Below are 12,189 nucleotides of genomic sequence, written 5' to 3' on the forward strand. Positions count from 1 at the left end.
CAAGGGGACCACCGTCATGAAGAAACTGCTTCTCACTTTCCTCCCGGCCATCATCAGCCGCATCCTGCGTGCCCGCCGGGCCAAGCAGAATCCCGCCGCGGCACCGACGCGCAACCGAAACCGGTTCTGACCCTGACCGATGCGCTGCACGAGTTGGTTGCGCTGCACGAACCGAACATTCCTCAGGAGAAGCAATTGCACATCCCAGAACCGCGAGGCCCCCTCAGCGCAGCCCTGCTGGCGATCCTCGCTGGCCTGCCCACGGAGAATGTGGAGGCCCTGACCGGCCTTCCGGCTCTCGTCGCGGCACGGCTGGCCGAGGCTGACGACGTGATCGAGGACGACGACATCCAGCTTGCGCTCTTCTGCCTTTACGAGCTGCACTACGGCGGGCTTGATGGTGTGGATGACGGCTGGGAGTGGCATCCGGGCCTGATTACGGTGCGCCGGCTCCTGGAGCAGCCGTTCGAACAGGCGCTGCGCGCGGCGTCATCGGCGGCGGTTCCTGACGTCCCTCCGGTGCCGGCTGCAGGTCCGGTGAGCGACGGCGTCGCAGCGGTCCTGTTTGCCCTCGCGGCTTCGGACACCGGACCCAGCCTCTCGAAGTATGTTGCGAAGAAGGCCACCGTCTCGCAGCTCAGGGAGTTCCTTATTCATAAGTCCATCTACCAGCTCAAGGAAGCCGACCCGCACACGTGGGCCATTCCGCGGTTGACCGGCCGCGCAAAGGCAGCACTGGTGGAGATCCAGGCTGACGAATACGGCGGCGGCCGCGCGGACCGGATGCACAGCGCCATGTTCGGCCGCACCATGCGTGCCCTCGGACTCGACGACCGGTATGGCGCCTACGTTGACACCGTGCCCGCGATCGCCCTGGCGTCCGTCAACATGATGTCCCTTTTCGGGCTGAACCGCCGCCTCCGCGGTGCCATTGCCGGGCACCTGACGATGTACGAAATGACGTCTTCCCGGCCCAACCAGCTTTACGGCAACGGGTTCCGCCGCCACAATTTCGACGCGGCGGCAACCGCGTACTTCGACGAGCACGTCGAGGCAGACGCCGTCCACGAACAGATCGCCGGACGGGACCTCGCCGGCGGCCTCGTGGAGGCCGAACCGGGCCTGCTCGCCGATGTGCTGTTCGGTGCGACGGCGGCCATCGCCCTGGACGCCCGGCTTACCAGCCGCGTCCTGGACGCCTGGGAAAACGGGCAGTCGTCCCTCCGCTCCGGCCTCCCCGCTGCCGCATGACGGCACTTCAAGGAGGCCCGGCGGACCGGGAACCCGCCGACGGAGAGATCATCGTTTGCCCGGACGGCCCGCTGCTGGTCCGTGGCGACTTCGAAATTCTCACACCCTCGGGCGAGCCTGTGGCGAGGCAGCGCCGGACTGTTGCGCTCTGCCGGTGCGGCGCGTCGGCGATCAAGCCCTACTGCGACGGAACACACAAGCTGATCAAATTCCGGACCGAACCGCCGAGCCCTGCGGAGCCTGAGGGGTAGGGAGAGCCCGGCGGCCCTCCCCCGGGGCGAAAAGGGACAATGACGGACAGCTAACGGACGACGTCGAGGCCCACCAGGGTGGCACCCTCACCGTTGGCATACGCAGACAGCGACGTGCTCGTTTCGCTGGGGAAGATCTGGTCCGTGATGGTGGCCAGCCCGTCCTGGGCGAAGACCTCCACCGAGCAGCGGTCCAGGAAGACCCGAAGCCGCAACCTGCCATCCTCCAGCGCCACGGGGACCCGCTCCACTGAGGCAAAATCTTCGTGGAAGCGGGTCTCCCCGGACGCTGTCCGGTCCAGGCGAAGCACCCCTTGGGCGACGTTGTAGGCCAGGACGGTCCGTTCACCGGTGCCCTCACGCAGCACCAGGCCAATCTCGTCCGCCGTCCCCGGCACGAACTCGGCATCAATCCGCAGCACATCCGCGGGACCATCCACGGCCAGCGGGTAAGAACCGGAGAGCTGCTGCGGCGCGAGGGCGCACACAACATCCCCGGTTCCCGCAAACGGATCAACCGCCTGCTGCTTCAGCACCACCTGCCCGGCCTGCCGGACAAGGGTGACTTCCCGCACCAGGGTCATGGCGCCCCGCCAGCCGCCGGTGGGAGTCATGGCGCCGTATTGCCAGTTGTTCATCCAGCCGATCATCAGCCTGCGCCCGTCCGGAGCATTGCTGAAGCACACGGCAGCGTAGTAATCCCGGCCCCAATCGAGCCAGCCGTACTCCCCCATCCTGCTGGCGTCCTCCTGCATCCCTTCGGTGACCGTACTTTCGGAATGGAACCGGACGCCGTCGAACTCCCCGAGGAAGTACTGGCCACCGGAACCGCCGGCGATGCCGCCGGGGTTCAGGTTCACCACCAGCACCCATTTGGTGGTGCCGGGTTCCCCTTCAACCGGCAGTTCAAAGAGGTCCGGGCATTCCCACACTCCGCCGGTGGCGTTGGCCGGGCCGAAGGTGCTCAGGTATTCCCAGGTCTTCAGATCCTGAGACTTGTACAGAAGGACCTCGCGGTCCAGTGCTTCGACCGCCACCATGACCCAGTAGCTCTCCGCGCCGCCGTCGTACCAAAAGACCTTCGGGTCACGGAACTCGGCGGACGCCCGGTCCAGGACCGGGTTCCCCGCGTACTTCAGCCACGTGGCGCCCTCGTCGGTGCTGTACGCGAGGGACTGCGCCTGGCGTCCCGCCAGTGCGGATTCTGGCGAGTAAGCGCTTGTATAGATGGCCACCAAGGGTGCGGCTCCCCCGGTCCCGAAGCCGCTGGTGTTGTGGACGTCCACGACGGCGGAACCGGAGAAAATGGCTTCCTGCGCGTCGAATCCGATGGCTACCGCCTGCTCGTCCCAGTGCACCAGGTCCGCCGAGGTGGCGTGGCCCCAGGACATGTTTCCCCAGTCCACGCCGTGGGGGTTGTGCTGGTAGAAGAGGTGGTAGACGCCCTTGGAGTAGAGCAGTCCGTTGGGATCGTTCAGCCAGTTGCGGGCTGCGGTGAAGTGGTACTCCGGCCGGAACCGGGAGTCTACGGTGAGGGCTGCTGCCATGGCTGCGGGTGCTTCTTTCGAACTAAGGGCTGAGGTCATAAGGGCATCAGCCCTTGACGCCGCTGGAGGCGATGCTGTTGATGAAGGACTTCTGGAACGCGATGAAGAGGATCACCACGGGCACGGTGATGAGCGAGGCGTAGGCCATGACTTCGCCCCAGGAGACGTTGAGCTGGAAGAAGTACTGGATGCCGATCATCACGGGCCGCAGCTCCTCGGACTGGACCACCATGAGCGGCCAGAGGTAGGAGTTCCAGGCGGGCAGGAAGGTCAGGATGGCCACTGTGGCCGTGGCCGGCCCGGCGAGGGGCATGACCACCTGCCGGTAGATCTTGAACCACCCGGCGCCGTCGATCCGGGCCGCTTCATCCAGTTCCTTGGGAATGGACTCAAAGTACTGGTGGTACAGGTAGATGGAGAAGGCGTTGGCGATGAACGGGATGATCTGGACCTGGTAGGTGTCCAGCCAGCCCTTGGAGAACTCGAGGCTGAAGCCGTTCAGCTCAAAGTAGGGCAGCTGGTTGACCCACCACACCAGCGGCAGCGCCAGGGTCTGGAACGGCACAATCAGGGTGGCGAGGATGGCGCTGAAAACGATCCGTTTGCCTCGGACCTCCATGCGGGAAAGGGCGAAAGCGCAGAGGCTGTTGACGAAGATGCCCAGCACCACCGTCACCGCCGACACCCCGATGGAGTTGATCAGGAAGCGGGCGGCGGGGACGCGGTCGAACACCGCGGCGTAGTTGTCGAACGAGATGTTCCCGATCGGCAGGAAAGCCGCCACGGAGGACATGTCACCGAAGATCTGCTGGTCCGGCTTGAGGGAGGACACCAGCATGAACACGATGGGGAAAACGGCGACAGCGGCGAACAGGATTCGTACTGCCATGGTTCCCGCGCTGGTCAGGTGGGCGGAAGTGAGGGTCGGTTTCACGTCAGTCCTTCTCTCGGGTCAGGTAGCGCTGCACTGCGGAAACCAGCAGCACGAGGACGAAGAATACAAGCGAGATGGCCGAGGCGTAGGAGGTTTCCTGCTGCTTGAACCCGGACCGTACTGCCTCGTAGATGATGGTGGTGGTGGAATCCAGGGGACCGCCCTGGGTCATCACGCTGACCTGGTCAAAGAGTCCCAGCGCCTGGATGGTGATGGTCACCAGGACCAGGCTGCGGGTGTGCTTCAGGCCCGGCCAGGTGACGAACCGGAACTGCTGCCAGTGGCTGGCGCCGTCCAGCTGCGCAGCCTCGTACAGCTCACCCGGGACGCTTTGAAGCCCGGCGAGCCAGATGATCATGTGGAACCCGGCTGCCTGCCAGATCGACAGGGCGATGATGGCCGGCATGGCCGTGGCGGGATCGTTGAGCCAGTCGGCGCCCTGGATCAGGCCGAAGCTGAACGTGGAGAGCAGCTCGTTGATCAGGCCCTCACGGCGGTACATGAACATCCAGAGCAGCGACACCACCACCATGGAGGTGACCACCGGCAGGAAGTAGATGGTGCGGAAGAAGTTCACGCCGCGGAACTTCTTGTTGATGAGCAGCGCCATGGCCAGGGCAAGGGCGGACTGCACCGGCACAACGATCACCGCAAAGTACGTGACGTTGAGCAGTGCGCGCCAGAACGTGGGATCAGCGAAGAGCCGGGCAAAGTTATCCGTCCCCACGAACTCCACGGGCCGTGGGGAAATCAGGCGGGCGTTGGTGAAGGCCAGGCCGAAGCCCATGATTGCGGGCAGGAAAACAAACAGCAGGAGAAGGGCGGCAGCGGGGGCGATCATGCCCCAGCCGCTGATCTGTTCGCGGAGGAAGCCGGGGCGGGTGCGGCGGGAGCGGGTTGGGCCGCTTGCCTGCACCGGCTCGGTGACGGCCTGTGGTGGACGGGTGGGGAGTGGGCTGAGTGTCATGGGAGTCTCCTTGACAGGACCTGGGGTTTGGACGACGGCGGCGCGTGGCCGCCGCCGTCCGTACCCCTGATCGCTGGCTATTTCTTGTAGCCGCCGTTGGATTTGATGTTGGCGTCAATCGCCTTGGCGGCCTTGTCCAGCGCGCCCTGGGGATCTGCTCCGGCAAGGACGTCCTGGGCTGCTTTGCCGAACTCGGTGGCAATGAACGGGTAAGCGGGGGTCTCCGGCCGCATCACGGCGTAGTTGCGGGAGAACTCCATGAAGATGCGGTTGGCGCCACCTTCGGCGAAGGCCGGGATCAGCGCGGCGGCGTCATCGGTCGCCGGGATGGTGCCGGTGGCCTTGGCCACCGCGGCGAGGTTCTCCGGCTTCAGGGAATAGGAGAGGTAGTCCATGGCGGCCTCGGCGTTCTCGCAGCCGCTGGTCACGCCCCACTGCCAGGAAGCTCCGCCGATCTTGGGGCCGTTGCCGAGGTCCACGGTGGGCATGACCACCAGGTCATCGCCCAGGGCGGTTTTGGCTTTGTCCGCGGCCCAGGACCCGGTGTACAGGATGGCACTCTTGTTGTTCAGGAAGTCCTGGGTGGAGTCCTTGCCGCTCTTCTGGGCCATGAAGCCCTGGTCGACCAGGCCGCGGAACCAGCCGGCCCACTCAACGGCCTTGTCACCGTTGAGGGCGCCGTCCGCCGACTGGAAGCCGTCGCGGTTGATGAGGTCCCCGCCAAAGGACTGCAGCAGCGGCGAGTAGGCGTAGGGCAGCCATTCACCCGTGCCGGCTGTTCCCATGTCCAGCGGGTGCTCCCATTTGCCCAGTGCCTTGAGCTTGGTCAGGGCGTCCTGGAACTCGGCGGCGGTCCACGGCTTCTCGATGGTGGCGACGCGCACGCCGGCTGCTTTGAGGTCCGAGGCACGGGCCATCATGGCCAGGGCGACATCGTAGTAGCCCACCGCATACGTCTGTCCGTCCCACTTGGCTACCGTACTGGGGAGGTTGCCGGCAAGGTCTGCGGACAGTTTCAGCGGCGTGAGGTATTCCGCCCAGGCCCAGTTGGGAACGTTGGGACCATCAATGTCCACGATGCACGGGAGGTTACCGGCCGATGCGGCGGACACCACTGAGTCGTTGTAGGAATCCTGGGGGAAGGCCTGGACCTTGACCTTTGCCTTCGCGTCGCTGCTGCTGTTGTAGGCGGCGACGACGTCCTCGATGGCCTTCAGTTCCTCGGGATTGCCCGCGTTGTGGGTCCACATGGTGATTTCGTTGGCGCCCTCGGAGGATGATGAGGCGCTTCCTTTGCTGCAGGCGCCCAGGGTGCCGAGGAGTGAGGCTGCCGCTAGGCTGGTGGCCAGGATACGGGTGAATCGCTTGTTCATGGTTGAGTCTTTCTGCTGATTTCGTGCGTGGATGAGTAGCCCGTGTCCGTGGGGCGTAGCCGGTGCAACGGCTGCGCCCCTTTTTCGTGACCGGAAACGGGGTTTGTAACGTGTGTGGGATGTGAGGGCTGGACCCGCCTTAGAGCGGTGGCGGGCCAACCGAACCGCGGTGTACCACCGGGCAGGCGAGTTTTTCCTGGACCGCCGGTGAGCCTGGGCCTTCGATATCGTTGAGGAGCCGGACCACGGCCCAACGCCCCATGTCGTAGTGCGGCAGGGCCACCGTGGTGAGCCCGGGCCAGAGGGCGTCGGCGATGAGCTCAAGGTTGTCCATTCCGACAATCGAGAGGTCTTCCGGGATGCGCAGGCCAAGCGCCGAGGCCGCCTGGTACACGCCCATCGCCACCCTGTCGCTGAAACAGAACAGGCCCGATGGCCGGTCCGGGAGCGCCAGCAGATCCATCGCCGTTTCCCGTCCACCCGCCGTGTCCGCCACTCCGGCGGTGATATGCCGCGGATCAGGCGTCAGGCCGTGCCGGCGGAGGGCGTTGTGGAATCCTGCCAACCGGCCGTGGGTTGCCGGGATGTCGTCCACGTTGTTGATCATTCCGATCCGGGTGTGGCCCGCACTGATCAGGGTTTCAACGGCCGCATCGGCAGCTGCGATCTCGTCCGGCACCACCGAGGAGACCGACGCATCGGTGGAGACTGCGTCGAGGAGGACTGTGGGCAGACCGTCCAGTTCTTCCGGCAGCATCACGCCCTGGTGGTACATCTTGGCGTAGACGATGCCGTCCACCTGGTGCTGCTGGAGTATGCGGATTTCGCGTTTTTCCAGCTCGCTGTCCAGCCCGGAATTCACCACCATCAGCACGTAGCCGCGCTCGTAGGCGGCATCCTGGGCTCCGCGGATCATCGCGCCGGCAAAGGGTGTGGTGGTGATTTCGTCGCTGACCAGGCCGAGGATCTGCGACCGCTGGTTGCGCAGCCCGCTGGCGAGCCTGTTGGGGGCGTAGCCGAGATCCCTCGCCACGGCCCGGACATGCTGCTGGGTCTGCTGGTTGACCCGGGCGCTTGTGGCGTCATTGAGGGCGTGGGAAACCGTTGTCACTGAAACTCCGGCGGCCTTGGCCACTTCCCGGATGCCGATCTTTGTCGCCATTGACTGTTCCTTTGCAAAACGTTTTGCTTGTTGTGTTGATCACAGTAGCCAAAACGTTTTGCACCTGTCAAGACCCGCGGCCCAATCCCTTGAAATCAGGGGTGCGCACAAACGGAAGCGGGCGACGGCGGAACCTCCCGCCGTCGCCCGCTGTTGTTAGGCGCCGCTCCCTGACGGTGCCGCTCCCTACAGCGCCGACCAGCCGCCGTCGGACGCCAGGACCGCGCCGTTGAGGTTGGTGCCGTCGTCGCTGAGCAGGAAGGTGATGGAGGCAGCGAGCTGTGCCGAGGTGGCGGGCGTGGGAATGTTGACCTGCATGAGCGGCCCCAGACGTTCGGCCGCCAGCTGCGATCCCCAGTTTGCCACGATGTTGGTGATGGTGGCGCCGGGTGCCACAGCGTTGAAGCGCAGCCCCTTGGGCCCGTACATCACGGCCGAGTTCTTGGTCAGGCCGATGACGGCGTGCTTGGACGCCGTGTAGGCGACGCCGGCGGCGGAACCGCGCAGCCCCGCCTCGGAGGAGACGTTGACGACGGAGCCGGTCCCGGCGTCGAGCATCAGTGGCACTACCGCGCGGGTGAGACGCATCAGGGCGGTGACGTTGATCCGGAAGACGCGGTCCCAGGTGTCGTCGTCCACTTCGTGGATCGGGGCGAAGCTGTCCATGATGCCGGCGACGTTCGCCAGGGCATCAACGCGTCCGCCGGCGGCAGCGACCACGGCTGCGACGGTCTCTTCGGTGGAGATGTCGCCGGCCACGGGGACCAGGTCCAGTCCCGGGTTCTCTGTCACCAGGCTGTCCAGGCGCTCCTTGCTGATATCGGCGGCGATGACGCGGCCGCCTTCCTTGGCGATCCGCAGGGCGGTGGCCTGGCCGATGCCTGATCCGGCGCCTGTGACGATGACCGTCCTGCCCGAAAAGCGGCCGTTGGTGATGACTTCTTGCCATGCGGCTTCGTTGCCCATGATGTCCTCCCGAACGTAGTTGAAGCTGATGCCAACCACTTTATGACACTCTGTGTCATTATGTAAGGGTGAATACTGGCGAGATGCCTTCGGACGCATTGACGACCTCGACTCCGCGGCCCACGGGCCGCCCGGTGACCATTGACCCCGATGCAGTGGCCGCCATCGCACTGCGGCTTTTCGCCGAGCGAGGGTACGAGCAGACGTCCATGGAGGACATCGCCCGCGAGGCCGGCGTCGGCCGCAAGAGCCTCTACCGCTACTTCTCCAGCAAGGCGGAGCTGATCTGGGGCGGCATGGAACCAGTGGTTGAGGCGTCCGCGCGGGTACTGAAGGCAGGCCCGGAATCAGCGGACGACGGCGGCATCCTGGCGGGTTTGCGCGAGGCAGCTGTCGCAGGGGTTGCGGTTCTGCACGATCTCGCGGTGACCCGCGGCCGGCTCCGCCTGATCGCAGAACACCCCGAACTGGGCAGCCAGAGCTACGCATCCCTGGCGACGCAGCGCGAAGTGGCCCGGGCCTACCTGGTTGCCGCCGGGGTCCGCGAGGATGCGGCTGGCTACCTGTGCGCGGCGTACCTCGCGGCAACCTTTGAGGCGTGGATGCAGTGGGCCGCCGGGACCGATCCCCATCCGGCGCCTTACCTGGAGGCAGCCGTCGGGGTGCTTCGGGTGCCTGGGGTTTAGATCAGACGTGCTGGTCGAAGAGCACCGGATTGCCGTCGGGGTCCGCGAGCATGAAGCTTGCCGGCCCGGTGGTTCCCTCGTCAGCCTCGGAGAGGAACTCAATGCCCTTGGCTTTGAGATCCCGCTGGAGTTCGCGCACGTCGGTGAAGGAATCCACGGCCTCCGCGTTCTGGTTCCAGCCCGGGTTGAACGTCAGCATGTTCTTCTCGAACATCCCCTGGAAGAGGCCGATGACCGTCTCGCCGTTCTTCAGGATGAGCCAGTTCTGCGTGATGTCGCCGCCGAAACTGCTGAAGCCGAGCTTCTCGTAGAACGCAGCGGAAGCCGCGATGTCCTTGACCGTGAGGCTGATCGAAAAAGCGCCGAGCTGCATTGGTTTCTCCACTCTCAAGGGGACGGGTGCGTCCGATGATACGGGGCGGCGGATCGACAACTCCGGCGCCCTGCTGTCTGCGAACGGCCGTCTCAGCCGGCTTCAGAGGTTTGCGGCTTCTTCCTGCGCCAGCCTGATCAGGCGAAGTTCGTCTTCCACGGCACGGGTTGGCCAATAGTCCTTGGCCAGCTGGCTTGCCCTGACCCTGTCTGCTGCCGGGAAGAGCTTGCCGAGCAGCCCGGCCGCCTGAAGGAGGGCTATAAGCGCCTTGGTCCTGGCATCGGGCACCTTGGCTGCCGGCTCCGCCGCCTCGGGGGCCGCCGCCTCACTGGCCCCCGCATCAGTGGCCCCCGCAACCGGCGAACCGGCATCGGGAACAACCGCATCAGCTGCCCCGGCGTCAGGCGCCGTAGAATCCGCCGCCCCGGACTCAGGGGCGACGAGATTGGACGGCGGACCGCTGAGTGCGGCCTCGATCTTCTCCAGGAGCGCCGCCTCCGGAGCGTGGTCCTTCTCCGGGTACCGCACGGCCCGGAACCGGCCCAGGCGTTTTTCGCCGACATGTTCGATGATGCCCTGCTCCGCCATCCCCTCGTAGAAGCGCTGCACCTCGGCGCGGCCCTCCAGCATGGAGACCCACCGCTTGGGAGTATGGGGCCTGGATTTGCCGCGGATGAGCTCCAGCTCGTGCTGAAGCTCCGTTTCCGGGGCGTCCCCGGTGGCCCGGACGTGCTTCCCCTGCAGCTCGATCGCACCGATCAGGTCCAGCTCGGCCAGTATCGCCCCTGCCAAGGTGGTCCTGAGTGCGAACATCGGCACTTCAGGTTTGCCGTCTTTGTCGTTCGTTGCCAGAAGGAGGAAGGCCTGGGGAAGGGTCAGTTCCGCAGCCTTCGGTGTGTCAGCGTTCATACCAACATGGTGGCCCTGTTGGGCATCCATCACAATGAGAATTTTCAAGCATGGACAAAGCCGTGCACGTCAGCGCTATTTGGTTCCCGCCAGGCGCTCGCAGGGACCAGCAGGCATAAGCTGGTACCAGCACGTCTCTTCCAGCGCCGGGAGGTTCATCATGGACACTGAAACCGCCGAAGTGGTGGATCATGACGTCACCACCATCACCTGCGTGTGCGGCAACACCGTCAGCAAAGACGGGCTGATCCAGGCCAACTCCCAGGGTGTCCCTGTGTACATCGGAGAGAACACCGCAGTTCCCGCGGGACTGGCGGAATGGCCTGCGGATGAGGACCTCTACACCCTCTGTCCTTCGTGCGGCCGCGTGTACCGCGACGCCGTCATCGAGGAGACAGGAACCGCGCCCGTGGCTTTCCGGGTGGACGTCGCCGCGGGCCCCATTGCCGAGGCAATCCGAGTCCACTGGGAACTCAGCACCTAGGCTGAACGAATGAATGAGGCCGTCCCACCTTCGCGCAGGCCCGGCATCCGCGCCGCGATGTTCGTTGACTTCGACAATGTTTTCACCGGCCTCCAGGCTCTTGATCCCATGGCGGCCAAACGTTTTGCCGAAGACCCCAAACACTGGGCCGATGCGTTGTCGGCGGGAGGTTCCGGCGAGGATGCCCGCCGCTTCCTTATCCGCAACTGCTACCTGAACCCGGTGGTCTACTCGAAGTACCGGACGTACTGGACCCGCGCCGGGTTCCGCGTGATCGACTGCCCCTCCCTGACGCAGCGGGGAAAGAGCAGCACGGACATCAACCTGGTGCTCGATGCCATGGATGCCCTCTCCGGCAACGTCGGCATCGAAGAGTTCTTCATCGCCTCGGCCGATGCCGACTTCACCTCCCTGATCCAGCGCTTCCGGGCCGCCGACCGGATGACCACCGTCATCGCAGCCGGTGCCGTGGCCTTCGCCTACCGGGAGATGGCTGACCATGTGGTGGAATCCCACGACTTCGTCGCCATCCTCAATGGGACAGCGGTGGAGCCCGCCCACGCGATGGCATCCGAGAAGCAGCAGAGTGCCCCGACGGCCGCGAAGGCCAAGCCCAAGAAGGCCTCGCCCGGGGTCCGGGAGGTCCTGGAGTTCGTCCGCACCGCTCCCGGACCGGTGGTGGGCGCGCTGGTGGCCCACCGGGCACTCACGGCGGATCCGTCCCTGAAGACAGACTGGGGCGGCTATGGAAAGTTCGGGACCTGGGTGTCACAAATCGGCCAGGAAATCGAATATTCCCCGGCACAGGGCGGCTGGGTCTGGGACGCGAAAAGGTTCTCGGGCGAGGATCTCCCCTCGGCGGCCGACGTGCAGCCAGGCATCGAGGAGCAGGTCAGCAGGGTGACGGACGTACCGGCACTTTCCGCAGCCCAGTTCCGGCAGATGTTCCAGGCGTTGGAAGCCAGGCTCCGTGAGCATCCGGCCAGCCGCACCGAACTGTCACGCATGGTGCGGGACGACTGCGTCAGCGCCGGCCAGCCGGTCTCCCGCAACGCCGTGAGCTTCGTCCTTCAGGGCCTCGCCTACGTCAATTTCCCGCTCAATGACGAGCCGAGTGCGGCGGACCTGGCGGCAGCATGGACCGCAAATGTTGAGGAACTTTGCCGGGTGGCGCTGCTGGAGTTCGACGCCGGCGAGAAGCTTGCGGTACGCCGCTGGGCCAGCGGCGGCCTGCTCGGCGCGTAAAACGGAAGAAGCGGACGACGGCGGGACCTCCCGCCGTCGTC

At 65.4% G+C, this 12,189-nt stretch carries 13 protein-coding genes; 5 read left to right on the forward strand and 8 right to left on the reverse strand.

Annotation, left to right across the window (positions count from 1 at the left end):
- The first annotated feature begins 195 nt into the window (after positions 1-195).
- Positions 196-1,251, forward strand: coding sequence for an iron-containing redox enzyme family protein (locus ABIA70_RS19220; RefSeq protein WP_354149177.1), 1,056 nt, complete (start codon positions 196-198; stop codon positions 1,249-1,251).
- Positions 1,248-1,502, forward strand: coding sequence for a CDGSH iron-sulfur domain-containing protein (locus ABIA70_RS19225; RefSeq protein WP_354149178.1), 255 nt, complete (start codon positions 1,248-1,250; stop codon positions 1,500-1,502). The genes ABIA70_RS19220 and ABIA70_RS19225 overlap by 4 nt, the downstream gene beginning before the upstream one ends.
- Positions 1,503-1,552: 50 nt before the next feature.
- On the opposite strand, the gene ABIA70_RS19230 is transcribed toward ABIA70_RS19225, so the two are convergent.
- The 6 genes from ABIA70_RS19230 to ABIA70_RS19255 all read right to left on the reverse strand — a co-directional run bounded on the left by ABIA70_RS19230 (position 1,553) and on the right by ABIA70_RS19255 (position 8,451).
- Complete coding sequence (locus tag ABIA70_RS19230; protein WP_502917239.1) at positions 1,553-3,049, reverse strand: glycoside hydrolase family 32 protein; 1,497 nt, start codon at positions 3,047-3,049, stop codon at positions 1,553-1,555.
- A 46-nt stretch (positions 3,050-3,095) separates the two neighbouring features.
- Complete coding sequence (locus tag ABIA70_RS19235; RefSeq protein ID WP_354149277.1) at positions 3,096-3,938, reverse strand: carbohydrate ABC transporter permease; 843 nt, start codon at positions 3,936-3,938, stop codon at positions 3,096-3,098.
- Positions 3,939-3,984: 46 nt separating this feature from the next.
- On the reverse strand, positions 3,985-4,950 hold the full coding sequence (locus ABIA70_RS19240; RefSeq protein ID WP_354149180.1) for a carbohydrate ABC transporter permease: 966 nt from the start codon (positions 4,948-4,950) through the stop codon (positions 3,985-3,987).
- A gap of 77 nt (positions 4,951-5,027) precedes the next feature.
- Positions 5,028-6,323, reverse strand: coding sequence for a sugar ABC transporter substrate-binding protein (locus ABIA70_RS19245; RefSeq protein ID WP_354149181.1), 1,296 nt, complete (start codon positions 6,321-6,323; stop codon positions 5,028-5,030).
- A gap of 139 nt (positions 6,324-6,462) precedes the next feature.
- A complete protein-coding gene (locus tag ABIA70_RS19250; protein WP_354149182.1) occupies positions 6,463-7,485 on the reverse strand; it encodes a LacI family DNA-binding transcriptional regulator in 1,023 nt (340 codons plus the stop codon).
- A gap of 186 nt (positions 7,486-7,671) precedes the next feature.
- On the reverse strand, positions 7,672-8,451 hold the full coding sequence (locus ABIA70_RS19255; protein WP_354149278.1) for an SDR family NAD(P)-dependent oxidoreductase: 780 nt from the start codon (positions 8,449-8,451) through the stop codon (positions 7,672-7,674).
- 83 nt (positions 8,452-8,534) lie between these two features.
- Between ABIA70_RS19255 and ABIA70_RS19260 the strand changes: the two genes are divergently transcribed.
- On the forward strand, positions 8,535-9,137 hold the full coding sequence (locus ABIA70_RS19260; RefSeq protein WP_354149183.1) for a TetR/AcrR family transcriptional regulator: 603 nt from the start codon (positions 8,535-8,537) through the stop codon (positions 9,135-9,137).
- A 1-nt stretch (position 9,138) separates the two neighbouring features.
- Here the strand turns inward: ABIA70_RS19260 and ABIA70_RS19265 are convergent, their stop codons facing one another.
- Positions 9,139-9,510, reverse strand: a complete 372-nt coding sequence (locus ABIA70_RS19265; protein WP_354149184.1) for a VOC family protein — start codon at positions 9,508-9,510, stop codon at positions 9,139-9,141.
- A 102-nt stretch (positions 9,511-9,612) separates the two neighbouring features.
- The gene (locus ABIA70_RS19270) at positions 9,613-10,419 is read right to left on the reverse strand and encodes a GOLPH3/VPS74 family protein (protein WP_354149185.1); all 807 of its coding nucleotides are present in this window, start codon (positions 10,417-10,419) and stop codon (positions 9,613-9,615) included.
- 160 nt (positions 10,420-10,579) lie between these two features.
- Between ABIA70_RS19270 and ABIA70_RS19275 the strand changes: the two genes are divergently transcribed.
- A complete protein-coding gene (locus ABIA70_RS19275; protein WP_354149186.1) occupies positions 10,580-10,903 on the forward strand; it encodes a hypothetical protein in 324 nt (107 codons plus the stop codon).
- 9 nt (positions 10,904-10,912) lie between these two features.
- Positions 10,913-12,148, forward strand: coding sequence for an NYN domain-containing protein (locus ABIA70_RS19280; RefSeq protein WP_354149187.1), 1,236 nt, complete (start codon positions 10,913-10,915; stop codon positions 12,146-12,148).
- The last annotated feature ends 41 nt before the right edge of the window (positions 12,149-12,189 follow it).

This window comes from Arthrobacter sp. 754 (assembly GCF_040548695.1).
Lineage (GTDB): Bacteria > Actinomycetota > Actinomycetes > Actinomycetales > Micrococcaceae > Arthrobacter.